This is a genomic window from Enterobacter sp. SCRI0065 (assembly GCF_059766475.1).
This window is the reverse complement of record NZ_JCBAJB010000007.1, coordinates 25,288-48,974: the sequence shown is the minus strand read 5'-3', so window position 1 is coordinate 48,974 and position 23,687 is coordinate 25,288. Positions and strand designations below refer to the sequence as shown.

Below are 23,687 nucleotides of genomic sequence, written 5' to 3'. Positions count from 1 at the left end.
AGTGGCTTGATAATGTGTACTCTCTCCTCGAACAGGAGAGAGTACACATATCAAACAAAACTAGAAGCGATAACCCACACCGACGTTCCAGCCGTTGATGGAGTGGTTGCCCTGCAGGTCTGCGTTGGTGCCTTCATAACCGACGTTGATCGCCAGTTCAGCGGTTGGGTTAAACTGCACGCCCGCGCCGTAAGCGAAGGAGGTCGATTTCTCAGACGTGCTGTCATGCTGGGTGTAATTATCACCCGCGTTCACCCATTTAGTATCAACGTCAGCTTTGGTGTGTGCCAGGCCGCCCAGCGCATACAAAGAAACATATTCATTGATGCGGTAAGCCGGACCGGCCATCAGAGAATAATATTTCACGTCGATGCTGTTTTTAACGGAATCAGAGTCAACATAATAACGCTGATCGTCATCACCGCTCATATAGGTGAAAGAGCCGATAACGCTCAGCGGCGCATCCCACTCGTAACGATATTGTACGTTCACGCCGCGAATATTTTTAAAGTCCTCAACTTTGCTCTGCGCATAGCCAACAGAAACAGTTTGGTTATCCGCCAGAGCAGCGCCGCTAGTCAGGCTCGCCGCGACTAATACCGCCAGAGATATTTTTTTCATTTTCCGTAATCCTTTTTACCAATCTTATCGTGAGATATTACCGGATATATCCGGCAAAGATGTCATGGATATTCCATGCCAAATCCAGCGCTGAAATTGTTGGTTTTTTTGGCTCACGATGAAATGGGGAATAATCCTAAAGGCCAGATTATTCCTGGTATTTGCCTCCCCTATATTGGTAGGGGAGGGCGTGGTTTTAGTTAGGGCATAAGCCTGTCGGCGCTTTCAATGGCCCACACTGAGAGAAATCATATATTTTATATCCCTTCGCGCTCATGCAATCCTGAATCTTATTGGTCCTTGCGATGAACTGTTCGTTCGTTTCACCGGGATAACTGCCGTTCAGCGACCATAGCGGGTCATCAAGATTTGCACGAGGATTAACCCCACAGGCATATAAATCCGCCTTACGTTGCTGCACGTTCGTTTTACCCGAAGCGTCAGGCTTCTGGAATAGCTGGATCCAGGGAACATATTTATAATTGGAGGAATCCATGTCGGCAACGACACAGCCCGATAACACCCAAACGCTTACTAAAACCATCAGTGCTTTCACGTTATTTCCTTTCTTAATGGGTGGCAAAAATAAATTCTAATAATTCAGGCGACGCTATTTCACTTAATGCAAACGGCGCGGCCTGAGGTATTGCGGCATAGGTCCAGCCCTCAGCGGCCATTTTTGCTAACGCTGAACGGTCGCGGGATGTGTTTCCGGTCTCGTCATAGAATCCCGGCACTTGACCGCCGATATAATCGTGTGTGCCAGCAAATCCTTCAACAAGGGTATCGAAGAAATCCCCTCTGAGCGTGCCTGGCGCATACGTAAGTTTGCCAAAGAGACCCGTATCGCCCTGGAGTCCACCCGTGAACCCATACAGACCCGCTGAACTATCATCCTTAAGAATGGATACCAGCGTCGGGAACTGCTTGTTGCCGGTGTACTGTACCCGGCCCTGAGCGTCGTAATCCAGTACCGGGACATTGTTCGCATCGCGAATAACATTGCCGCCAGCATCCACTTTCGTTTTACAACGGCCATTATCCGCGCCACAAATAATATCCAGCCCAACCCTTACCCCACCGAGCTTGAGTCCATCGTAAGCGCTGCTTTCGGCAGACACATTGCTCAGCGTTGGTCCACCCGCTATATCGACGATACCCGGTGAAAGGAGTGAGTTTTTCGCCGTTTCTTCACGCAGTTTTGTGGCAGCCAGCACCAACGTTCCTTGTGTCACGGCGGCTTCCGGCGAACCGGCAACAATGCCGACCAGCGTCTGAAGGAATCGGCGCTGATACTGTAGCTTGTAGATCTCATCCAGAGCGGCATTTTGCTTCACGGTGTCGCCAGATTTGATTGCCTGCTGGAGCGCTTCCCGCGCTGCGGCCTGCTGGTCATTCAGCAGATCGCCAATCTGACGATTTGCATTCTCTTTGAAATCACGCGTGACGCTCACCTGCAGGTTCAACTCTTTGAACACGTCGTCCTTGTCGAAGTTGTTTTCCAGCCTGCCGGAGTTGGCTGCGGCGGTTTCAGTCGTGATATCGGTCTTCACGCCCTCGATGGCCTGCTGCTGCCCGTCCGGGCGAGTGATGGTGATATTGTCGGTATTGATCCCGCTGCGGGTAGTGGAGCTATCGCTACCGCTGTCGTGGCCGATGCCGAAAGTGACGTTTTTATCCAGCGAAGCATAGCCTGTCGCCAACTGGGTATTGCCGTTTTCATCGGTCACGGTTTTGCTGCTTTGCGGCGCGGCGTCTTTCCCCAGCCCCATGTCAGTATTCATACTCATTGAGCCGCCAATGCCAAAGCCGCTGCCTTCATAATCTGAATGATTATTCAGGTCGCGCCAGCTCAGCGTGCCGGTGCTGAACTGGTTATTACCCGCCCGCTCCGCGCTTTCGCTGGAGGTAATCAGCCCGCCGGTCAGGTCGGTGTGGTCCTTCACGTTGATGTGATAGCCATCGGCTCCGGCAAACACGCCGGACTGTTCCTGCACCGAGGCGTAATCCGCATCCACCTTCGACTGGCTGTAATTCCCGGAGGCGGCAAAGCCGAAGCCCACCGTCACCTGGCCGCCGACGTTCATCTGCTTGCCCTTGTACTTCATGGTGTCCTGTAGGCTTTCGATGTTCAGGTTTTCTGCGGTGATATCGACTCCTTTACCCAGCAGTTGCCCACCGCGCAGCGTGGTATCGCCGCCGCTGATAATGCTGGTCTGGCTCTCCATATCGCCGACGTGGCTGTTGCGCCAGGAGACTTCATCTCCGTTGCCGTAACCTTTGCCTTTGTTGGCTCCGGCGGTCACGCCAAAGGAGGCACCGCCCTGTCCGTAGCTGACCGCCACGCCTGCGTTCCAGCCGCTGGAGTTGTTATCGGTGCGCTCGTGGCGCTCCTGCTGTGCGGCCACGATATTCACGTCGTTATCGGCAAACAGCGTGGTGCCTTGCTTGCCGCTCACGTCGGAGCCCACAATATTGATATCCGACTGCTCGCCACCTGTGGCTACCACGACGGCGCGTTTTCCAGCATTCACCTTGCTCGCCAGCGCCGAGGTGCTTTCCGTCGTTTCGGTATTGGTTTGTTTGCTCTGCCCGTAGGTCAGCGACACGCTGACGTTCTGCGCCATCGACTGCGCACCGTCGGCCATCAGACCCTGTGCGGCGTTCATCATGGTGCTCGCGGCCCGGGCGCTATCCCACGCAGCGTTGGCGGCGGCCAGCATATTGACGCGATTGTCGTTGCTCTCGCCGACCTTCTGCGTGGAGTTCAGGACGCTTTGCAGCGCCGACACCACCGGCACATTAACGGCCAGGGTAAAGCCTTTTTGCTCGACGGTGTGTTTGTACTGCGAGGCATAGGTATTTTCTGCCGCCTCAATGGTGACGTTTTTGCCCTGAATGCCGACGTTGCCGTTCGGGGAGGAGACCGAGCTGCCGGTCTGGCGATACGCATTCCCCGCCATCAGCACCGTGTCGCCCTGCAAACTACCGACCATCGCGCCTTGACCGGAGAGCGCCTGGCTCGCCTGATCGGTGGTCTCTTCCCGCGAGCCGACGGTAAAGCCAATGCCGCCAGAGCTAAGCAGGCCGGATTTTTTCTCCTGCTTAAGATGCGATTCATCGTTGCGCCCGCCCATGCTGGTCAGCGTCAGGTCGTTGCCCGCCTTCAGGGCCACATCGCCGGTGCCGACCACGCTGCTGCCCGCCACGGTCAGGTTATTCCCGGCGGCGATCTGCACCGAATCGGCGCTCAGCTCGCTGCCCTGAACGGTCTGGCGATCGACCGTATCGCGGGTGGTGCGGGTGGTTTTCGACAGCCAGCCGTTGCCGCCGACCACTTTGTGCCGCTCGTCGAGCTGGCTTTCGTTGAGCACACCTTCGATATTCACATCGTGTTTCGCCCCCAGCGCCAGCGCGCCGTCGGAGGTCATCGTTGCTCCACGGGCATTAATGTCGTTACCCGCCGCCAGCGTCACGCCGCCGGTACCGATAACGGCGCTGCCGTTGTTATCCACGCTGCGCTGTTTAAGCGAGTTGTCTTTATCCCAGACCAGATTATCGCTGCGGGAAGTGGTGACGGTGTTGAGGTTCACGTCGCGCCCGGCGACCAGCTGCGCTTTGCCGTTATCACCGCTGGCGATGACCTGCGCCCCGGCCAGGGTAATATCCCGACCCGACTGCAATGCCAGCTTGCCGTCCGTACCCTGCACGTAAATCCCAGATACGCTGTCGATGGTGGTGCGGGTGAAGCTGTTTTCGCCGTTGACGCTCTGCGCGCTAGTGGTCGTGCTGGTGACGTTAATATCGCGTCCCGCGCTTGCCAGCACGCTATTGTCACCGACAATCGCGCCGTTCACGTTATTGATGTCGTTTCGCGCATTCAGGCTGACGTCTGCCGCCTGAATCGTACCGGCCTGGTTGGTGATGTTGTCAGCGTCCAACTGGAGCACTTCACGCCCGGCAATGGTTCCGCGGTTGAACAGATCGCCGTTAAGCTTCATCGACACGTTGTTCCCGGCAATCAGCGCACCGGAGCCGTCAATGTCACCCGGCTTCACTTTGGCATAGACCTGCGGAACAAGAACCGTCTGCATCGAACCGTTTGGCATTTTGACCTGGGTATTGACCAGCCAGACGATATCGCCAGTCAGCAACGCCATCTGTTCTGGGGTCAACGCCACGCCCAGTTTTAACGCGTACTCCTTGCCGAAGGTGATGCCTTTGTCCATCAGCGACTTAAACTGATCTTCGTCGTTGCTATAGCCGTCGAGGTAGCGCTGCCCGGTGATGCCGATAACCTGCTCGCGCACCAGGCGCTGCTCGTAGTAACCGTCGCCCAGACGTTTCAGGGTGTTGTCGCCATTCTCGGTGAAGGCGTTTTGCATGTAGTCGCTGCCGAGCCACTGGCGCTCGTTGGTAAAGCGCGGATCGGTTTCTACCAGATACGGCACGTCCGCTGACGGGTTCACCGTAAACAGGCTGTTGTCCGGCAGGGTAGTATTCGCACCGATAATGCGGATCGTGCCGTCCGCCGGGGTCACTTCAAACTGCTGACCCGCAGGCGGCGTGACCGGTTCGTTCGGATTAACAGTTTGCTGCGTCGGTGCCGTGACGCCCGCCGTCTGGCCGATCGCCACGTTGGTGCCCTGCAATACCAGCGGCGTAATCGCGAGGTTGCTGCCTTCTACGCTGCCGTTGCTCACCAGTTGGCCGGGTTTTAAGGCAATGCCCTGAATGACGGTCGGCGGCGTGTAGGCGGTGGTGCGGCGGCCTTGCTCATCGTCACCTTTGTGACGAATACGGTAGTAGTGCGTGACGTTACCCACGTCAGTGGTGTGGCGCACGCCGGGAACGTCATCGTTCAGCACGCTGCGCATCGCATCGGTCGACAGCGTGCCGCCTGCCACAATCTGGCTCTTGTCGTTAAATAGCGTATCGCCTGCCAACGTCAGATTGCCGCCCGCGAGGATCTTCGCCGGATCGCTCTCTTTAATGCGCGTCTCTTCAATCGTGCGGGTGTAATTGTACTGGTTAAAGTCGTCATTCCCACCCCATGGGCGGTCCGGCGTGCTGAGGTTGCGCAGGCCATCGGAAGAGTTGCCATTTACCACAACGCCTTCGTCACCTGCCTTCCAGCGGTCGGTCGAGCCAGAGTGCTGATACTCGGTCAGTGGGTCTTGCGACACGGTCACTATTTCGGTGGAGAAACGATCGTTGATGTTATTAATTTGCCCGGCGTCAATCGTCATATTGCCAGCCGATTCGATGGTCGAACTGTGGTTATTGATGACGACCGCGCGCCCCGTTGCCGCGCCGTTGTCATCCAGCGCGCCGCCAATCAGCATATCGCCCGCGCTATAAATCAGGGCGTGGTCGACGTTGTTCAGCGTCTGCACGCCTACATCCACACGCTCGCGCCCGGCCAGCGTGGCCGCTGTGCCGTTTTCCGCCAGGTTGTTAAAGGTGATGGCGTTAACGCCTACCGCATCGCCGTAGATCCGCCCGGTGCCGATGTTAGTCAGCGTGTCGGTGTTAATACGGGTGCGGATACCGTCAATCAGGCCGGTGTTGAGCACCGTACCGGAAGCGGTCAGCGTGTTGGTGCCGGCGTTGATTTCGCCGCTCGCCACGTTGGTCAGGTTCGCGCTTTGCACGTTCAGCGCGGAGCCTGCCAGCAGCTTGCCGCTGTTGGTGATATCCGCAGGCGTCGTAAGCGTGAAATTACCGTTGGCAATCATCGCACCGCTGTTGTTGATGCCCTGCGCGCTGTGCAAATCCATATCGCCCAGCGACAGAATCTGGCCGCTGCCGTCGAGGGTGTCAGCATTCAGCGTCAGCTTTTCTCCGGCCTTAAGGGTGCCGCCCTGGTTAATCAGGTTCAGACTGCTGCCGTTCAAATTCAGCACGCCCGTTGATGCCAGCGCGCCGCCGCTGTTATTCACTACGCCGTTATTCTGGACGGTGAGATCGGTACTCGCCAGCAGGCTGCCGTTCTGGTTATCAAGCGTCTGGGTGTTCAGTGCGACGCGTTGGCCTTCCAGCCCCTGGTTTTCACCGAGCGTGTTCTGGTTAACGAAGTTAACCGCGTTCAGCGTCACCGCTTGCCCACCGCGAATCAGCCCGGAAACGTTATCCACCACGCCTTGGGCGCTGTCGAGCAGCAGGTCGCCGACCGACTGAATCTGGCCGCCGCTGTTTTGCAGGTTATTGGCGTGCAGCGAGGTGGTGGACTCGCCAATCACCCGCCCGCTGCTGCGGTTATCTATCGCGTTTGCCGCGATATCCGCAGACGCTTTAGCCGCCAGCGTACCCGACTGGTTATTCAGCGTATCGGCAGAGAGATTCAGCGCACCCTGGCTGTTGAGCGTGCCAGCGGTATTGTCCAGGCCGACGGCGGTGACGCTGATACCGTTACCCTGCACCAGCCCGCTCTGGTTATTCAGTTGATGCGTGGCCAGCGCGATGCCGTCGGCGGCCACCAGCTGTCCGGCCGTGTTGTTCAGCGTGCTGCCGGTGAAGGCAAGGCTGTTCCCGGCAAAGGTCACGCCATCGGTGTTATCCAGCGTGCCGCCGTTGAGCGTCATTGCCCCGCCGGATTTGAGCGCGCCGCCCTGGTTGAGGAGCGTGGCGAATCGGGCGTTTAGCGCACTTTCCGAACCGAGCTGCCCGCCGCGGTTATCCACATCGCTGCCGTTCAGGTCGAGCTGTCCGGCACTCGCTATAAATCCGCTTTGGTTATCCAGCGCGCCGCTTTCAATCTCAAGCGCGCCGTGGGAGAGCAGGGAGCCAGACTGGTTGTTAAGGCTGCCGCCGTTGAGCGAAAGCGAAGCGCGGTCAGCGACGATCACCCCGTGAGCGTTGTTCAGCCCGGTGGAGGCGATACGCTGCGCTTTTGCCGCTTCGATGCGCCCGCTGGCGTTATTGATGGTGGCTGCACTCTGGAGGTCGCCATCGCCTGCGGCTGCCGAAATCAGCCCTTGTTCATTGTTCAGACTCTCGGCGTTGATGCGCGTGTTGCCCGCCACGGCAACGATCTGCCCTTTGGCGTTATTCAGCGACTGGGCTTTAAGCGTCACGCCCTGCGCGGCGGCAATTTGCCCCTGCTGATTATCCAGCGTGCCCGGGAGACTGACCGCCAGCGCGCCGCTGCCGGTCTGGATGATTTTGCCTTTCTGGTTGGACATATCATGGGCGTTGATGCTCAGCGCATCGGCGTTGAGTGAGCCGCCGTTGTTGTTCAGGAGTGCGCCGCTGCGAACGGTCAATTCGCGGGCGTTCACCTGAGCGCTGGCGGTGGTGAGATCGCCCGCGCCACCGTCAAGCTCCACGCGTTTACCCTGTGTCTGACTTGCGCTGACGTCCACACCCTGACCGCGAGCGGTGAGATTCCCGCCTGCCAGCGTTTGCCCGTGGGCGCTGAGTTGCCCGCTGGTGCTTAACTGCAAATCGCCCGCGCCAGCCAGTTTACCGTCGTTTTTGACCCCGGCAGCCAGCACGCTTTTTTTGTCGCTGGTAAGCGTCGCGGCGTTGACCTTCACGTTGTTGCCCGCCGTCAGCACGCCACTGTTGTTAAACTCGCCTGCGGTCTGAACGGTGGCGTTTTCACTGGCCCGCGTGAGGCCGCTGTTCTCAATACGACCGTCGGCGCTGAGCGTTACGCTCCCGGCCTGTGCGCCAATCGCACCGGCATTACGTACCCCGACGCCGCGCTCGGTGCCGACCATGCGGATTTTACCGGCGTACATCCCGCCGAGGCTTGAGACATCCACCGCCAGCTGCGGGCGAGTGGTGGCGTCCTCGGTGCCTTTTTCAATCTTCTGGTGGGCGGCATCCACCTTATTGCGCCCGGTGGTGACCTTCAGATCCTTCGCCCACAGCCCGGCGTTGACCTTGACCGACCGGGCGATGATGTCGGTATAGTCTGCGCCAGAGGTGTCCATGCCCGCGCCGTCGACCACCACTTCACCGCGCTCGACGTTAAACCCGGTCAGATTACCGTTGTTCATCTGCGCCTGACCGGTGGTCAGCGTGGCGCGGTTGGCGTTGATAAAGCCGCAGCCGCTACAGGTAATGCCCGACGGGTTGGCGATCACCACCTGCGCTTTTTGTCCGGCGACTTCAATCATGCCGTTCAGCTTGCTCGGATCGCGCGAGCTGACTTCGTTCAGAATGACCCTGGCTTCGCCTTTGGCAAGCCACGGGTTGCCCGCCACCATACCGCCCAGCTGGGTCTGCACGTTGTTGTGGGCATTATTGAGGATCGCGCCTTTCTGATTGACATCGAATTGGGTGTAGTTATTGCGCGATACGCCCCCTTTCGACGGCGTCTGAATATTGACCTGTGGCGTACCGTTGGCGCTTTTCACCACCGTTGGTTGCTGGTTTTTTGGTGCGCCCGCGTTGGCAACAATGTTGGCCTGCGCGGTCTGTACCGCCCCCATCGCCAGCCACAGACTAAAGCTCAGGGCGCTGACCTTGCCGATAAGCCGCGTGTGTTGATGTCCGATGCCGGAAGCGGGGGAAGAACCCGCCCGGCCTGAGCGGGCGATATCCGCCACCACCATCAGCATGCCGCGCGCTTTATTGAAGACGATACGGTACAGGTTCTTATTCATGGTTCGTTCCTTTAAACACTTCCGGCAGGTTGACGGCCAGCGGGTGGGCCAGCTGCCATGCTCTTGCCTGTTCAGCACTGACGCGATCGCCGTGGAGCATCATCACGCGTTTGCCAAGCTGTTCACCCCGGTGGTATAGGGCGCGGACGCAGTGGTCCGGGAAAATATCGCGACGCATTAAGGCGCTCATCGCGGCGGTATGACCAAACGGGGCGATCCAGTCGCAGCACCACATCCGGTCGCCGCTGTCCCAGTCCTCTTCTTTCATCTCAATGGAGGGCCGGGTGAGATAGCGGGCTTCCGATTCCAGGTTGAGCCACGCCCAACTGAGGAAAAAAACAGGACGCCCGTCTTCCACCACCAGCACGTACTGGCGGCGTTTGATAATTGGCAGCAGCAGCGTGGGTAGCGCGTGCAGCGGCGCATCGCGATGCATGGCCGAATGCATCCACAGCCAGACGGTCGCGCCGAGCACTTCGGCCTCGCTCTCTTCACCGCCGAGGATCAGCGGCGCTTTAATGTCGTAATCGCCCACGCGCATTACCAGCTCCAGTTCAGGTTGAACCCAAGGGTGACGGAACTGGTTTCAAACCCGTCCGGCTTCGAGAAAGGGGTACCGGCAAACAGGTCGTAGCCGGTGTTGAACGCGCTGCCGCGCAGGCCCACCACGCCGCCCGACAAATGCTTGCCAATCAGATAATCCGAGGTATAACCGCCCACTTCGCCGTAGTCCGCGCCAAGGTAAAGCTCCTGATTTGGAACCGGCGTGCTCCAGGCCAGATCGTTACGCACGTACCAGCCGTGGCTCGCGGTCAACGTGCGTTCGCCGTCAAAGCCGCGTACCGTCCAGCGGTTGCCAATCGAGAATTGATCCTGCGGCGTCAGCGGGGTATTGCTGATCTGGCGCAGGTACTGCACGTTGTAGCGGAAGTGTTGCGAGCCTAGCTCAAACGGCAGGTCGAGCTGGGCGTTAAGTTGGGTAATTTTGCTAAGCGCTGTGGCATCACCAAAGGTCTCCTCCGGTGCGGGCTGTGCGCCAAACCAGCGGGTGCCGCGCTGATAGCTAATCCCTGCGTCCACCGTCGCCTGGCCGATATAGTGGCGATGCTGTAATCCCACGCGCCAGCCTGCGGTTTGACGGCGCTGAACGCCGACCTCGGTGTCATCGATATAGTTACGGGTTTCGCGCGCCAGCACGTCATAGGTGAAGGTGGTTTTCTGCGTGCCGCTGCGGTGCAGCACGCGGCTGAGTTGAACGTCGAGGTTTTTACTTTTCCCGCTATAGCGATAATCGCCGTTCAGCCCCGCGACCGTCTGGTGATAATCGTAATCGCTGCCGGTCACGCCCAGCATCCAGTAGCCGAACGGCACGGAGTAATGGGCGGTGTAGTTTTTGCTGCCTTTACCGTTTTTGTCGTTCAGATCGTGGCTGGCAGAAACGTACAGCAGATCGCTTAGCGAAAACGGATTATCCAGCGACAGGGTGACGCCGCCCTGATAACGCCCGGTGGTTTCGGTTCCGGCATCGTCCAGCGACAGCCCCAGACGCCACATTTTGGACTGTTTACGGGTAATCACCACGTCGCTCTCGCCGGGCTTTTCGCCGGGTAAGATCTCCATGTTGGCTTCCACGGTCGGCAGACGCTGTAAATTCTCCAGCCCCTGTTCGATATCGCGCAGATCCAGCAAATTACCCTCGTGCGCCGGGAAAGCGCTGTAAAGCTGAATATAGTCGTCGCTCTCAGGCGTGAGCGTCACGTGACGCACATAGCCCGGCACAATCGTCAGCTTGAGCGTGCCGCTTTTCAAATCCTGCGACGGGGCCAGCACGCGGGTGGTGATCCAGCCATGATCGACCAGCCGGTTTTGCAAAGTGCTCATTAACAGGTTGATGCCTTTCCCGCCCAGACAGCGACCCTGTGCCTGATCGGCAATTCGCTGTAGCGGCAGCCAGTGGGGAAGGGCTTCTTGTCCGCTAAGCTCGATACGGTTAATCGCAAAGCACGGGGATTCAATCGGGAAGGCGATTTTGCCAAAGCTCGAAGCGGGCTCAGACAGGCGAACGTCGGGCACCGGGGGGGTGAGCTGTTGCTCCAGCGCCCGCTGACGTTGTTGCTGAATAATAAATTGATTTTCGGGTTCTGCGGCATGGGCAGATAGCATTAAAGACAGGCCAGTGGCTGTCGATATTATTATGGCGTGAGCGTGTCGGATAATCATGAGCGATTCCGTGCTGTGTAAGCAAAATGGAGCCAATGTGAATTTGTGTAAGATTGTTTAAATAATGGCGAGGGAATGAAAGGGGGATTAATCCTAAAGACAGGCGTAGTCAGGGAATGGTCATCCCTAATTCTGGTAGGTTTAGTTTAAGGTGGGAAATAATAAGCGGTGCGGAGCAAATAACAGAGGATATATGTGCTCCACACCTTGAGTGTTGCGCGGGCTATTTCTGTAGACGATCGACTCGGACAATCGGTGGGGTCATTTTCTTATCCAGACTGCCGTTAATGCTGACCATATGATCGGGCTTGACCTCACGTCCATCAAATACCGATTTCGGAATAACGGTCTCAATTTTCCCGGTTTTATCGCGGAAGGTATATTTATCGCCATCTGGATTATCAATCAAATTTCCGCGCAGCGAGATGGTGGCCCCATCGTGCATCTCTTTTGCCTGTTCGACGGTCATGATGCGGGCATCCTCGGTACCGCGATAGCCGTCGTCCAGCGCATGTGGCGGCGGTGGTGCTTCACCTTTTTGCAGTCCTCCGCTGTCGTCGGCCCATGCGGTCGGGAGCAACAGACAACAAAAAAGGGGCGCAAGGGATAATTTCATTCTGACCTCCATAAACGGTAAATCCTGACATATTATTAAGTCTGGTTGCTATTCTTTATTCTGGCAAACGGGATGAGTCTTAAAAGGATTTATTTCCATAAAATCAGCCGGATGTTGGCAATATAAACGAAGCGGGTGAGGGCATAAATGACGCGGGCAAAAGGTGAGGTTGAGAAATTACCGGGCGTCAAAGAGAGTCGCTTTGCGCTCAATTTTGAATCCGGGTTTCAGACGATAGGCTTTGGCGTATTGCTGTGTATTATTTTTGCCGCCCTGATTGGCTTGTTTTCGAACGGCTATTTTAGCACGGCGCAAAAAAGCAATCCGACCCGGACGCTAACCGTTGACTACGAACGCTTTGGCAGATTACAAACCGAATTCAAACTGCATTTTACCGTTCCCGCGCAGAGTGCTGGCCGCTATATCGTGAGCCTCGGCGGAGACTTCAACGAGAACTTTCAGCAAGGCAGCCTCTCGCCGCAGCCTGACAGCATGTACAGCCGAGGGAAAACGCTCTATCTGGTTTATAACGATGTCAAAACACACGGCGATTTCTCGGTGTGGATGTTTGTCACGCCCATCAAATCGGGAAAGTCAGAAAATTCGATCAGCGTAAATAGCGGGCCGGAAATGACCTTCTGGCAGTTTATTTATCCCTAGGAGAACGTTATGGAGATGGTATTCCGCGCGTTAGCGATCTACCTCATTTTGCTGGTGGTGTTTAAGATTGCCGGTCGGCGCGCCTTATTACAGATGACCAGCTTTGATTTAATCCTGCTGCTGATCATCAGCGAAGCCACGCAGCAGGCGCTGCTAGGCAATGACTTTTCCGTGACGGGCGCGATGCTGACTATCGTCACGCTGGTGGTGGTCGATATTCTTTTTGGCATGATGAAAAAGTATGTGTCGGGTGCTGAGTCCCTTCTTGATGGCTCCCCGGTTATTCTGGTTGAAAAAGGGATGCCGCTTTCTGACAAGCTCAAAAAAGTGGATGTTTCCTGCGACGACATCTTAGTGGCTGCGCGGCAAAATCACGGCATAACTGAGTTCAGTAAAATCAAATACGCCATTCTGGAGAGTAACGGTCATATCTCCATTATTCCCGTTGAAAGTGAGTAAATGATGAGAAGAAGCCGTTGACTGGCGGATGATAATGCCCCGCCGAAGACGGGGCATTGAGGCGTCGAGATGCCTGATTAATTACGCTACTTTTTAGCTTCGACGCCAGAGGCGCTGGAACGCAGCAGAAATTGTTCTGTGGTCGTGGGGATATGGCGAATCAGCCAGTCGGCCATTGCCTGCTCCTCGGCGAGAATCGATTCGAGTGCCGGGACCGAGGCGGTATCACCAGCCTTTTTCGCTGCCGCCACCAGGGTGGTGTAACAAGCAATCTCAAACTGCTCGAACACGTAACCGCTGATGGAACCTTTAACGATCTCATCGGAGGGGAACATGCCGCCGATGGACTGCCCCAGCGCAGCCATTTTGCTCATCGAATCTTTTAAGACGGAGCGGGAAATATCATTTCTATCCAGGATCTCTTCCAGCACGACGATTTGGTTTTTCGTCTCGCTGACGTGCTGCTCAACACGCGCGCGCAGATCGGGATAGTTTTCAATACGGCTGACCATTGACTCAAGCATCGATTCGGCTTGCTTTTCCATCGCATGCGCATCGCGTAGCCAGTCATGGTAATGTTCTACGTGATTCATATTTATCGTCCTCTGGTTGCGTCGAATTATGCCTGGGCTTTCTGATTGATAGTATTAACGGCTAAATCGGTCAGTTTACTGTCGGTTGATTTCTCTTCTTCCAGCGTTTCCGTTAATAGCTTGACCGCTTTCTTATAGCCGAGCTGCTGCGCTAATGTGGCGAGGGTGCCATAACTGGCAATTTCGTAGTGTTCTACTTTTTGCGCTGCGGCGATTAATGCGGCATCGCGAACTTCATTTTTTTCGGTACTCTCAATCACTTCATTCGCTTCTTCAATTAAACCTTCCATCGCCACGCATTTCATGCGTTTAATTTTAAGGTTTTTTTCCTGCTCAACGATCTGATCGATACGTTCAATTTGCCCGTGCGTTTCTTCAAGGTGAGCTTTAAACGCAGCGCTTAGTTTTTCACTTGATGCTTCGCGAGATAATTTCGCCAGTGCGCGGGTTAACTGTTTTTCTGCGCTATAGGTGTCGGAAAGGAGATGAATAAAGACATCTTCCAGAGTTTTCATATTCATATATATTCCTCACTAAGCATTGAACTCAATACTGCGAGCCCGTAGACCCGCAGTTCGTTCTTAAATTTCGTCAAAAAGTTAAGAATTATCAGGAGTTGTCAGATTTACGGCCACCACCGTGGCTGTTCTGACCTCCTTTCTTACCTGCTTCGGAGGCACGCTGCGGATCGTTTTTGAAGTTCCCTCCGCTTTGTTGACCACCTTTTTTACCGGCTTCTGATGCTTTATCACGGTCTGCAGCGAAATTACCGGAACCACCACGATGCTCTGCCATATCTCAACCCTCTTGTTGCGTTTATGTCAGGAAGATACGTATCTGTCATCACGTATCCGTTGTCGTTCAGGAATTAAATTTAGCGTATTAAGGAATATCGTCAAATGTTGCATTTGACGATATTTTGTGGCCCTCTTCAGAATATTAATGGTCGGCTGCGCTTCGCTTTAAAAAATAATCATCGCGTAACGTGCTAACTTCGTTAGTAAGTTCTTGTTGGCCTTCTTTCCAAAAGGAGGGGCCCGCTTCGATACCTTTCCAGGCCAGATTTGACGCGGCTCTTTACCTTTATTTACGAATGCGACTCACCTTCATAGTGGGGTTTAAGCACACCGCTTGTCGGATTAGTCTTAATTTAAAATGTTGGCTGGTTTAGTCGTCGGATATATTATGTGGAAGATATTGACTGGCGTAGAAATATAATTAAAGGTCGGTGTTGCGTAACCGGATGGCGCACAAGCATATTGTTCACCGCCGCCAGTTTAGCATCTAAAAAAGATGATCACAGAGGCTGAGTTGTGCTAATAAGAAGGGGAACATCATAATAAATAAGGTATTGAAAAGCATGTCCGTACATAAGCTCGCCAGCAGCGCACAGGGGCTGCAATCTTCAGCCATTCGTGAACTCTTAAAGCACAGTAAAATGGCAGGCGTCATTTCACTTGGCGGGGGTATCCCCAACCCGGACCTTTTCGATCGCGAAGGACTACAGATGGCAGCAGATGCCGTCTTATCCCAACATTTTGGCGAAGCATTCCAGTATGGTCTGACGGAAGGGTTCCCTGAACTCCGTGAAGGTATTCAGCAGATTTCCGCTGCTCGCGGCATCACCTGTAGTGCGGACGACGTCGTGATTACATCCGGTTCGCAACAGTCACTGGATGTGCTGGCGCGCGCCTTAATTAACCCCGGCGATATCGTCGTGGTTGAACGTCCGACCTATCTGGCCGCGTTACAGGTATTTGGCCTGGCGCAGGCGCAGTTCGAATCTGTTGGCACCGACGGCGATGGCATGATCGTCGATGAGCTCGAAACGCTGGTGGCAAATAAGCCCATTAAAGCCGTCTATATTGTGCCGACCTTTGGCAATCCTGGCGGCGTGACGCTATCGGAAGCACGCCGTAAACAGTTGGTGGAACTCTCGAAGCGCTATGACTTTGTCATTATCGAAGACGACCCGTACAGCGAAATTAATTATACCGATGAGGTTTTCCGCCCGTTGATTGCCCATGCGAAAGCGATCGGCAATGAAGAGAACGTGGTGTACACCTCCACTTTCTCTAAAATTCTGGCTCCGGGTACGCGCGTGGGTTGGGTGATTGTGCCCGAGTGGCTCAAGCGCGCAGTGGTTAACCTCAAGCAAACCACCGATCTGCATACCAGTACGCTGTCGCAGCTGATGACCAGCGAATACCTGAAAACGGGGCGTTTACCGACGCAAATTACGATGATCCGCGAGGCGTATCGCCAAAAATACCAGGTGTTTGCGAGCGAACTGGAAGCCGAGCTAGGTGACGTGATGACGTTCCACAAGCCGAAAGGTGGCATGTTCTTGTGGGCGAAAATGAACAACGGTATTAATACCACTCGCTGGCTCGAAAAGACGCTCAGCAACGGCGTCGTGTTTGTACCGGGTGAGTTTTTCTACTGCAATGAACCTGACCACACCACGCTGCGAATGTCGTTTGTGACGCCGACGGATGAACAGCTGAAAGAAGCGGTAAGACGTTTGAAAATATCGCTTTAATTATCATGAAAACGGGCACCGGATACGTGTGGGTGCCCTTCAATCAATGCGCAGGATCATAACTCCCGTCATTAGTTTTTTATCTTCCGAAACTTACATTTTACGATACAATTTATAATTTACTGATATACAACGATTTTGTATCAGTTCCGCACGTTATGTATCGTCCCTACTCGGATAACTCTTACACTGATTGCCTATATTCCTATTTGCATCTCGTATTGTTTGAACTGAATAATGTCCTAAAGAAAAGGCCCGTCGCAAAACAATTTTTGCCAGAGTTTACTTTTCAACCTATTAGCAGGCGCTATTTCGTAAATGTAATACAGGGACGGTATAAGGTTACGGAAAATTATGATTTGTATATCTGACAATGCCTGGTTCAAGCTGGGGTTAGGCGAAATAATTAAAAATCGCACCGATCGTCCATATGAGGTTTTATTTTTAACTTTCCAGAAGGCGAGAAGTACGTTGGGCGAGATAGCATCGAATGTGCCAATGACGTTGGTTGTTGATTATGTAAGCGCGGATTACAGTTTTTTACTCTTGCTACTGAAACTGAAAAGGCTGAACAGATACAACAATGTTCTGGTCGTAACAAAAAATGAACGCATCGTCGATATTACCGAAAATATTCTCCTTGATTCCGCTGCCGATTGTTTAATAGACAGCCGTGAATCTCGTCAGAAGTTGAATGATTTTTTAGCAAAAGGCAGTGCGGGTCAAATCGTATCAAAATCGATTACCAACAAGACTTGGGCGATGATCAAAAAAAATGAATATCTGACACACCGCGAGATTGATATGTTTCCTTTTATTATTGCCGGAAAGGGAAATAAGGAAATCTCTCGCGAGGTCGATCTCAGTGAGAAAATGGTCAGTATTCACCGTCGTAATATCTATTCAAAACTGCATGTTGGAAATTTGACCGGGTTATATCACTATTTCACTGCAGGACTAAAAACGCATTAGGAAGAATGCTGAGATAACGAAATAAAAATTATTATACTTACACACAGAAGGAGCTGTATATGAAACTGAAACCACTTTGCCTGGCAATTGCTGTTATGGGTTTATCCTCATCTTATGCTTTAGCGGCGGATGGGACCTTAAAGTTTGAGGGTACAATCGAAAATTCTTCGTGCCAGGTATCTGGGGCCGATAAGACGATTACCGTTAAAATGGGGAATGTCTCGACGGGGGTATTTGCTGCCGGAAAGGAAGGGCCTTCCGTACCCTTCGATATTACCCTGACGAATTGCAATGCCGGTACTTATTATCTGGTATTAGAAGGGTTGAACACCGATAACACCTTGCTTCTCGACACCGGAGGAGCAAAGGGTGTCGGCATTGATATTAAAGACAGCGGGGGTAAGAAGCTCAAGCTGACTAATGAGCTGGTTTTAGAAAATGGCGTAGTAGAAGGTGAAGGGGGAGGCCAGGATATCACCTTTAACCTCAGCGCTAACTACCATGCTCTGGGCACGGTTGAAGCCGGCAAAGCCAACGCAACGGCAACCTTTACCGTTGTACGTAAATAAATATCATCAGGCCTGAAAAAGGCCTGAATTTATTTGGTGGCGATATGAAGTTACTCATTACCCTGCTTATTTTGCTGTACTCGTCCTGCGCATGCTCAGCTATTCAGATTGAGCGTTCTCGCGTCATTTACTCCGGTGACCATAAATCAGCAGCCCTGGAAATACATAACGAATCAAAAGACAATTATATTGTGCAGTCGTGGCTGGATGATGACGCCGGGAAAAGTGAAAAAACAATGGTCGTCACGCCGCCGCTGCTTAAACTGTTGCCTGACCAGTCGGCTACATTACGTTTTGTTTATTCCGGATCTGGCCTGCCGGCAGACAGGGAAAGCGTCATTTGGATTAACGTGCAGGAAATCCCCCCACGAGCAAAAGAGCCAAATGTCATGCAACTGGCAGTGCGTACTCGCCTGAAACTTTTTTATCGACCGGTAGCGTTACGTACCACGCTAAAAGAGGAAGTGCAGAAGCTGAAAATTAACGCGTTGCACGATGGGATAGTGATTAATAATAATGGGCCGATGCATATTAGCCTGGGCCAGTTGACGATTCGTAACGCTTCCGGGAAAGAACAGACGATATCCGCGCCGATGATCTCTCCTTTTAGCCAGGCGAATATTCCTTTCCCGAAAGGATCGCGCGTGGTGAGCCTCACTTATATCAACGATTATGGTGGAGTAGAGAACCTCAATCTCTAATAACGCATTGCGAAATGAATATAATGTCAAGGAATGAACATTATGCGATATTTATGGATAAATTCCTGCGGATTCGCGGCATTACTCCTGTCTGTTGCGGAGTGCGCCGCCGAAAGCGAATTTAATACTTCCTTTTTTCACGGTCTGGATAAAGAGACCATTAACGATATTATCGACCCCGACTCTGGAATATTGCCGGGAAGCTATAAGGTAGACGTTTATGTTAATCACCTTTTGGTTGAGCAGCGCGATATCGAATTTCTCCGTGACGAAAAAAGCGGAAGGATGCAGCCTTGTCTGGGTTCAGTACAACTCAAAGCCTGGGCGGTGAATCTGGATGAAAAAGTCAGTGACACCTGTTTTGACATAGCCCAACGCTTTCCCGGCGCTTCTGTGCAATATGATATGACAATACATCGTCTGGATATTCAGGTGCCGCAAAAGTACATGAATACACAACCCCGGGGGACGTTACCTGCTACGTTATATGACGATGGTATCAACGCGGCATTTGTGAATTATAATCTGGTCGCTAATGACATCAGCAGCAATGATCAACGGGACCAATACGCTTATCTTTACCTGAACAATGGCATTAATCTTGGCGCCTGGCGGTTTCGTCATGTTTCAAATTTAACCAAGCAAAGTGGCGAAGGGCACCGCTGGCAAAATGTTTCTTCATGGGCTGAAACCGCGCTGCCATCGTTACAAAGTCGGCTTGTCATCGGACAAACCAGCACTGGCACGATCCTGTTTGATAGTATTCCCTACCGCGGCGTTCAGATTGCTTCCGATCAGATGATGCGTGCTTCCAGCCAGGCGCAATATGCCCCCGTCGTGCGCGGTGTTGCACAGAGCAATGCTCGAGTCGAAGTGCGTCAAAATAAATATCTGATCTATTCCACGAACGTTCCACCGGGTCCCTTTGAGTTTAACGACATTGTTCCGTCTACCCGAAGTGGGGATCTTTACGTCACGATTATTGAAGCTGATGGGCGACATAACAATCTGGTGATCCCCTACACCGTTTTGCCCAACATGGTGCGTTATGGGCAGTGGAACGTCGAGATTGCCGCCGGGAAGTACCATGATGGTGCACAGGGATATGCGCCCGCATTTTCGGAGGGGCAAGTTTCGTATGGGGCAGGCGATACGACGACGCTTTTCGGCGGCGTGCTTGCGGCTGAAAATTATCGAACGGCGGGATTGGGTTTAGGAAAAAACATGGGTTCACTCGGCGCTATGTCGGTTGATCTGTCGTTATCGGATACCCATCTGGCACGGGGTACACGTCAGCAGGGTGCAAGCGCGCGTTTTTTATTTGCGAAATCGTTCCTGGATTCCAAAACTGATTTTCAGGTGGCGGGCTATCGCTATTCCTCCTCGGGTTATTACGATTTTCAGCAAATGGTCCAGGAACATCGCCGCTGGGATGATGGACACTACAAAACGTACTACTGGGATGAAGACGATCAAAGCGATTTGCAGTGGGACATTAGCCCACCCGAAGTGAGCTACGCGCCCGTTTACGCCACCAAAAAAGCGCGATGGGACGCCACCATTAACCAGTCGTTAGGCGACTCCAGCCAGTTTTATCTGAACTTCAGTAAACAAAACTACTGGCAAAGCAAAAGTTCAGATACCACCGTTCAGGCAGGTCTTACCTCACGCACAGGAGAAGTGACGTGGAGCCTTTATTATCAGAACGCTCGCAACCACTATACGTCGAATGACAGCAGCATAAATTTACGCCTGTCGGTGCCGCTGAGCATTGGGCGTTACCCGGCGAATGCGACGGCAGATATCAATACGGATCGCGAAGGGAATACTTCATCGTCAATGGGATTGTCCGGTTCGCTAATGGACGATCGTCGCCTGAGCTACAGCGTTCAACTGGAGCAGAGCAGGGCCGAACGCACTTCCGGCGACCTTGGCCTGGGCTATGCAGGGCAGAGTGGCAATCTTTGGTTGGGATATTCCGATGCAGAAGATGTCCGCCAGCGTAGCGTCAATCTTTCAGGAGGGGTAGTGGCGCACCGTGGGGGCGTCACGCTATCACAGCCGTTAGGGTCGACATTTGCCCTGGTTGAAGCCTCGGATGCGCGAGGCGTTGGGCTGGGCAATCAACCTGGCGTGAGCATTGATAGGTTCGGCTATGCCATCGTGCCGAATGCTATCCCGTATCGCATTAACACCGTGTCGTTGAACACGCGAGAGTTGCCGGACGGCCTTGAGATACCTGTTGCATCCTTGAATACCGTACCGACTCGTGGAGCAGTCACCCGCGTGTACTTCGATACTTATTACGGCGAAAGCCTGCTGATCCACAGCCGTTTGGCTGATAACGATTATCCGCCCGTTGGCGCTCAGGCATTTAGCCGTGGGGGGCGCAGTAATGGGATTGTCGGCACTCAGGGCGATATTTTCGTCTCCGGCGTCGTACGGGGCGAAACGCTGTCCATTCGCTGGGGTGATGCTTTAGATCAACAATGCCAGATTATTCTTCCTCCGCGTGAGGGCAAGCCAGGTACGGGTTACAGCGAAATAGACGCTATTTGTCGATAAGGAATCGAAAAATGTATTACCCTGGACGGTATTATTTATGCTTACTCATTGTGATGTTTTTCGGATTGTTTTCTACCGTTGCTTCGGCATTGACGTGTAAAGCGCAAGGCTCAGTCAGTACGTCAGTGAATATCGGTACCGTTTTAAAAGCGTCGATTGGAGAATTTGGCTCAAATAACAAAATTTGGGTATCAGAACCCATTACCGCAACCTTTACCTGTACTGATACGGATAGTTTTCCGCAGGGCGAGAATGCTTATCTTTGGCTCGATCCCAAAGATGTGATTAAAAACGTTCATCAATCGCTGGAGGTGGGCATTACCGTCAGGAATGTGGATTATATTTTGAAAAAGGGGAGTAAGGTGGAAATAGGTCCTGGCACCGTCTGTAATAAGAACGCGAAAGGCGAATGTACAAAACCCGCGTTACCACAGACATTTACGCTAACCTATCAGGTGTATATTAAAACGACGGGTCAACAGGCGGCTGATAGTGGTAAGGTCATGGGAAGTGCATCCCTGTCGTTATTTCAGGTGGATGGCGTAGGAGGGCTTCGCGGAAGCAGTGGAGGCACAGACGGTAATTTTAATCTTTATATCACCGGTCTCGATAATATTACCTTTCTGGCCTGTAAGCCCAAGGTCACGCTGAGTCCGGAAAAACTCCATTTCGGCACCATGAGTTCGCGCCAGGCCATGCCGGGACGTATTCAGAAAACAATGCCGTTCAGCGTGCTGGTGGACTTATCCGAGAAGGGAAGCGGTAAAACCTGTACGGGTGAGACGCTGATGCTGACAATAAGCTCAACCAATTTCGTCAAAGACGGCAGTATTATTATGCCGACCAAAGACGGTGGCTTCGGGTTTATTATCTCTGAAAATGACAGCCTTCAGCCTCGCATTGCAATGAATACTCCGCAGAAGCTCGACATGATTAGCGGGGATCTTGTCCGGCATGACTATTTCGCTGGATTTATCTGGACGACCCACTCCCCTGCACTGGGCAACTACTCGGCCACGGCAACGATGACCGTAACGTTCAAATAAAAAGACGATGTGAAAAGCAAAGCAGGTTGCTACGACGCAAGCCAACGATCAGCGCCTTTGCGATACTTTCTGGCGGGCTATTTGCCGGGGTGTTTATTGGCAAATTTACCCGCTACGTTCGTGTTTACCTTTCCGGAACGCCGCAGCGGGCCGGATGACTCTTTGAGGCACATCGCTATAGCCACCCTTTTTGGGTAAAGGTCATGCGGGTTGCTTCGTTCAAATCAAGCCCACCTAAAGATTCAGGTTTGACCCAGGCTACCTCCTGAAATTCTTCATTAAAAGTCACATCGCGGTTATCGCTGATGCAGTCGAAGATCAGGTAAATCATATAAATCTGTTCGGTGGTGCCATCGGCGTAGGTTTTTACGCGGGTATCGTCACGAAAAGCCCACGGCTTCACTTTGGTAATGTTTAACGCATCGCCTAATTCTTCGCAGATTTCACGGCGCAACGCTTGTTCCATTGTTTCGCCTGACTCCATTCCGCCGCCGGACAGCGCCCACTGGCCGGGGAACACGCCACGGTCCGATGCCATTTTGCACAGCAGAATAGCGCCGTCGTTGTGGATGATGGGACAGACGATGGTACGTTGACGCATGTTAGCTCCCTGATGGTGTTAGGTGGATTTCCTGAATGGAAGAGTCAGTCATTATGCCACGTCTGGCTGGCCCGGTTTTCTTTTCGCCAGGATTTCAGCCGCAGTTTTGATACGGCTCAAATCATCCTGAGTGCGCGCGTTTGACTGAACTTCCCAGATATCGACGTTCTGTTGCAGATTAAGCCAAAACTCGGTGGTGGTATCGAACGCCTTCGCCAGCCTGACGGCCATGTCGGCGGTCAATTTGCGGTTATTGTTCACCAGCGCGCTAATGGTGTTGCGATGGACGTTAAGCATATCCGCCAGATCGGCGATTTTCAGATTCAGTGGTTCAAGATACTCATATTGCAACACATCGCCTGGCGTTGTGGGTTTGCGCGTTGCCTGTTGAAGTGCCATAAGTGATGCCTCATTTGTGTAGCGTGTATTTGTGTGGGGAGAGGTAGAGGTCTTGCGCTTTACCGTCTACCCATCTAAACACCAGCCGATATTGCCTGTTTACGCGTATCGAAGAAAAACCTGACAGTGGAGGATTTAACGCCTCAAACATATTGCCAGGCGGCGATCGCAAGTCTCTATAAGACGTTGCGGCGTTGATAGTATCCAGCTTTCTTGCAAGGGCAGCCTCAATGCTTGCGGGGATAACATTGTTGGATTTCCCATACAGAAAAAACTCCTCAAGCCATTGATCGCGAAAGTGATTGATTTTCTTTTTCAGCATGATGCTGTGTAAGCTCCGATCCATGTGAAGCCGAGTGAATTGTAATGCACTGTTGCACAGTGCGCAAGTGCGGCGTGGAAGATAATATAAGGGGTATGAAAAGAAGGGCGAAGCGATTTTCTCACTCGTTGTTCATTTTGCGAGGCGGCTTCAAAAGCCAAATTCTCCCTCCTCTGAGGGAGAATA

Annotated in this window: 20 protein-coding genes; 8 read left to right on the top strand and 12 right to left on the bottom strand. The window is 53.1% G+C overall.

Translation table 11 applies throughout. From position 1 onward, the window contains the following. Nucleotides 1-60: 60 nt before the first annotated feature. From AC6EMZ_RS17380 to AC6EMZ_RS17355, 6 genes are all read right to left on the bottom strand, one after another. Nucleotides 61-621, bottom strand: coding sequence for an Ail/Lom family outer membrane beta-barrel protein (locus AC6EMZ_RS17380; RefSeq protein ID WP_498404022.1), 561 nt, complete (start codon nucleotides 619-621; stop codon nucleotides 61-63). A gap of 196 nt (nucleotides 622-817) precedes the next feature. Continuing rightward, complete coding sequence (locus tag AC6EMZ_RS17375) at nucleotides 818-1,177, bottom strand: hypothetical protein (protein ID WP_498404021.1); 360 nt, start codon at nucleotides 1,175-1,177, stop codon at nucleotides 818-820. A 13-nt stretch (nucleotides 1,178-1,190) separates the two neighbouring features. Further along, the gene (locus AC6EMZ_RS17370; RefSeq protein ID WP_498404020.1) at nucleotides 1,191-9,236 is read right to left on the bottom strand and encodes a two-partner secretion domain-containing protein; all 8,046 of its coding nucleotides are present in this window, start codon (nucleotides 9,234-9,236) and stop codon (nucleotides 1,191-1,193) included. Then, on the bottom strand, nucleotides 9,229-9,777 hold the full coding sequence (locus AC6EMZ_RS17365) for a toxin-activating lysine-acyltransferase (protein WP_498404019.1): 549 nt from the start codon (nucleotides 9,775-9,777) through the stop codon (nucleotides 9,229-9,231). The genes AC6EMZ_RS17370 and AC6EMZ_RS17365 overlap by 8 nt, the downstream gene beginning before the upstream one ends. Continuing rightward, entirely contained in the window at nucleotides 9,777-11,399 is a 1,623-nt protein-coding gene (locus AC6EMZ_RS17360; RefSeq protein WP_498404018.1) for a ShlB/FhaC/HecB family hemolysin secretion/activation protein, read from the bottom strand. Before AC6EMZ_RS17360 ends, AC6EMZ_RS17365 begins: the two co-directional genes overlap by 1 nt. Nucleotides 11,400-11,679: 280 nt before the next feature. Then, entirely contained in the window at nucleotides 11,680-12,072 is a 393-nt protein-coding gene (locus AC6EMZ_RS17355) for a YdeI family stress tolerance OB fold protein (protein WP_498404017.1), read from the bottom strand. 147 nt (nucleotides 12,073-12,219) lie between these two features. Here AC6EMZ_RS17355 and AC6EMZ_RS17350 point away from each other — a divergent pair, with 147 nt between their 5' ends. Together AC6EMZ_RS17350 and AC6EMZ_RS17345 are read left to right on the top strand one after the other, a co-directional pair. Continuing rightward, complete coding sequence (locus AC6EMZ_RS17350; RefSeq protein WP_498404016.1) at nucleotides 12,220-12,732, top strand: hypothetical protein; 513 nt, start codon at nucleotides 12,220-12,222, stop codon at nucleotides 12,730-12,732. 9 nt (nucleotides 12,733-12,741) lie between these two features. Beyond that, nucleotides 12,742-13,191: a DUF421 domain-containing protein gene (locus AC6EMZ_RS17345; RefSeq protein ID WP_498404015.1), complete on the top strand. Its 450-nt coding sequence runs from the start codon at nucleotides 12,742-12,744 to the stop codon at nucleotides 13,189-13,191. A gap of 86 nt (nucleotides 13,192-13,277) precedes the next feature. Here AC6EMZ_RS17345 and AC6EMZ_RS17340 read toward each other — a convergent pair whose 3' ends face one another. From AC6EMZ_RS17340 to AC6EMZ_RS17330, 3 genes are all read right to left on the bottom strand, one after another. Then, complete coding sequence (locus AC6EMZ_RS17340) at nucleotides 13,278-13,784, bottom strand: ferritin-like domain-containing protein (RefSeq protein WP_498404014.1); 507 nt, start codon at nucleotides 13,782-13,784, stop codon at nucleotides 13,278-13,280. Between the two features lie 26 nt (nucleotides 13,785-13,810). Beyond that, complete coding sequence (locus tag AC6EMZ_RS17335) at nucleotides 13,811-14,305, bottom strand: YciE/YciF ferroxidase family protein (protein WP_498404013.1); 495 nt, start codon at nucleotides 14,303-14,305, stop codon at nucleotides 13,811-13,813. 88 nt (nucleotides 14,306-14,393) lie between these two features. Beyond that, nucleotides 14,394-14,579: a con-10 family general stress protein gene (locus tag AC6EMZ_RS17330; RefSeq protein ID WP_498404012.1), complete on the bottom strand. Its 186-nt coding sequence runs from the start codon at nucleotides 14,577-14,579 to the stop codon at nucleotides 14,394-14,396. A gap of 565 nt (nucleotides 14,580-15,144) precedes the next feature. Between AC6EMZ_RS17330 and AC6EMZ_RS17325 the strand changes: the two genes are divergently transcribed. The 6 genes from AC6EMZ_RS17325 to AC6EMZ_RS17300 all read left to right on the top strand — a co-directional run bounded on the left by AC6EMZ_RS17325 (nucleotide 15,145) and on the right by AC6EMZ_RS17300 (nucleotide 22,179). Then, the gene (locus AC6EMZ_RS17325; protein WP_498404011.1) at nucleotides 15,145-16,326 is read left to right on the top strand and encodes an aminotransferase-like domain-containing protein; all 1,182 of its coding nucleotides are present in this window, start codon (nucleotides 15,145-15,147) and stop codon (nucleotides 16,324-16,326) included. Nucleotides 16,327-16,680: 354 nt separating this feature from the next. Further along, on the top strand, nucleotides 16,681-17,298 hold the full coding sequence (locus tag AC6EMZ_RS17320; RefSeq protein WP_498404010.1) for a LuxR C-terminal-related transcriptional regulator: 618 nt from the start codon (nucleotides 16,681-16,683) through the stop codon (nucleotides 17,296-17,298). A gap of 59 nt (nucleotides 17,299-17,357) precedes the next feature. Further along, nucleotides 17,358-17,867: a fimbrial protein gene (locus AC6EMZ_RS17315; protein WP_498404009.1), complete on the top strand. Its 510-nt coding sequence runs from the start codon at nucleotides 17,358-17,360 to the stop codon at nucleotides 17,865-17,867. A 44-nt stretch (nucleotides 17,868-17,911) separates the two neighbouring features. Continuing rightward, entirely contained in the window at nucleotides 17,912-18,568 is a 657-nt protein-coding gene (locus tag AC6EMZ_RS17310; protein ID WP_498404008.1) for a fimbrial biogenesis chaperone, read from the top strand. A 42-nt stretch (nucleotides 18,569-18,610) separates the two neighbouring features. Continuing rightward, entirely contained in the window at nucleotides 18,611-21,133 is a 2,523-nt protein-coding gene (locus AC6EMZ_RS17305) for a fimbria/pilus outer membrane usher protein (RefSeq protein ID WP_498404007.1), read from the top strand. 11 nt (nucleotides 21,134-21,144) lie between these two features. Further along, nucleotides 21,145-22,179, top strand: a complete 1,035-nt coding sequence (locus tag AC6EMZ_RS17300; protein ID WP_498404006.1) for a fimbrial protein — start codon at nucleotides 21,145-21,147, stop codon at nucleotides 22,177-22,179. 175 nt (nucleotides 22,180-22,354) lie between these two features. On the opposite strand, the gene nudI is transcribed toward AC6EMZ_RS17300, so the two are convergent. Genes nudI through AC6EMZ_RS17285 form a run of 3 tightly spaced genes read right to left on the bottom strand, consistent with a single transcriptional unit; the run spans nucleotide 22,355 to nucleotide 23,501 of the window. Further along, nucleotides 22,355-22,780: a nucleoside triphosphatase NudI gene (nudI, locus tag AC6EMZ_RS17295; protein WP_498404005.1), complete on the bottom strand. Its 426-nt coding sequence runs from the start codon at nucleotides 22,778-22,780 to the stop codon at nucleotides 22,355-22,357. 51 nt (nucleotides 22,781-22,831) lie between these two features. Then, nucleotides 22,832-23,179 (bottom strand): HigA family addiction module antitoxin, encoded by a 348-nt coding sequence (locus tag AC6EMZ_RS17290; RefSeq protein ID WP_498404004.1) that lies wholly within the window; start codon nucleotides 23,177-23,179, stop codon nucleotides 22,832-22,834. Nucleotides 23,180-23,189: 10 nt separating this feature from the next. After that, the gene (locus tag AC6EMZ_RS17285) at nucleotides 23,190-23,501 is read right to left on the bottom strand and encodes a type II toxin-antitoxin system RelE/ParE family toxin (RefSeq protein ID WP_498404003.1); all 312 of its coding nucleotides are present in this window, start codon (nucleotides 23,499-23,501) and stop codon (nucleotides 23,190-23,192) included. Nucleotides 23,502-23,687 lie beyond the last annotated feature (186 nt).

Bases quoted from the DNA above. Each gene is read 5' to 3' on its own strand.
- AC6EMZ_RS17380 (WP_498404022.1), bottom strand. From the start codon at position 621: ATGAAAAAAATATCTCTGGCGGTATTAGTCGCGGCGAGCCTGACTAGC.
- AC6EMZ_RS17370 (WP_498404020.1), bottom strand. From the start codon at position 9,236: ATGAATAAGAACCTGTACCGTATCGTCTTCAATAAAGCGCGCGGCATG.
- AC6EMZ_RS17365 (WP_498404019.1), bottom strand. From the start codon at position 9,777: ATGCGCGTGGGCGATTACGACATTAAAGCGCCGCTGATCCTCGGCGGT.
- AC6EMZ_RS17360 (WP_498404018.1), bottom strand. From the start codon at position 11,399: ATGCTATCTGCCCATGCCGCAGAACCCGAAAATCAATTTATTATTCAG.
- AC6EMZ_RS17355 (WP_498404017.1), bottom strand. From the start codon at position 12,072: ATGAAATTATCCCTTGCGCCCCTTTTTTGTTGTCTGTTGCTCCCGACC.
- AC6EMZ_RS17350 (WP_498404016.1), top strand. From the start codon at position 12,220: ATGACGCGGGCAAAAGGTGAGGTTGAGAAATTACCGGGCGTCAAAGAG.
- AC6EMZ_RS17345 (WP_498404015.1), top strand. From the start codon at position 12,742: ATGGAGATGGTATTCCGCGCGTTAGCGATCTACCTCATTTTGCTGGTG.
- AC6EMZ_RS17340 (WP_498404014.1), bottom strand. From the start codon at position 13,784: ATGAATCACGTAGAACATTACCATGACTGGCTACGCGATGCGCATGCG.
- AC6EMZ_RS17335 (WP_498404013.1), bottom strand. From the start codon at position 14,305: ATGAATATGAAAACTCTGGAAGATGTCTTTATTCATCTCCTTTCCGAC.
- AC6EMZ_RS17330 (WP_498404012.1), bottom strand. From the start codon at position 14,579: ATGGCAGAGCATCGTGGTGGTTCCGGTAATTTCGCTGCAGACCGTGAT.
- AC6EMZ_RS17325 (WP_498404011.1), top strand. From the start codon at position 15,145: ATGTCCGTACATAAGCTCGCCAGCAGCGCACAGGGGCTGCAATCTTCA.
- AC6EMZ_RS17320 (WP_498404010.1), top strand. From the start codon at position 16,681: ATGATTTGTATATCTGACAATGCCTGGTTCAAGCTGGGGTTAGGCGAA.
- AC6EMZ_RS17315 (WP_498404009.1), top strand. From the start codon at position 17,358: ATGAAACTGAAACCACTTTGCCTGGCAATTGCTGTTATGGGTTTATCC.
- AC6EMZ_RS17310 (WP_498404008.1), top strand. From the start codon at position 17,912: ATGAAGTTACTCATTACCCTGCTTATTTTGCTGTACTCGTCCTGCGCA.
- AC6EMZ_RS17305 (WP_498404007.1), top strand. From the start codon at position 18,611: ATGCGATATTTATGGATAAATTCCTGCGGATTCGCGGCATTACTCCTG.
- AC6EMZ_RS17300 (WP_498404006.1), top strand. From the start codon at position 21,145: ATGTATTACCCTGGACGGTATTATTTATGCTTACTCATTGTGATGTTT.
- nudI (WP_498404005.1), bottom strand. From the start codon at position 22,780: ATGCGTCAACGTACCATCGTCTGTCCCATCATCCACAACGACGGCGCT.
- AC6EMZ_RS17290 (WP_498404004.1), bottom strand. From the start codon at position 23,179: ATGGCACTTCAACAGGCAACGCGCAAACCCACAACGCCAGGCGATGTG.
- AC6EMZ_RS17285 (WP_498404003.1), bottom strand. From the start codon at position 23,501: ATGCTGAAAAAGAAAATCAATCACTTTCGCGATCAATGGCTTGAGGAG.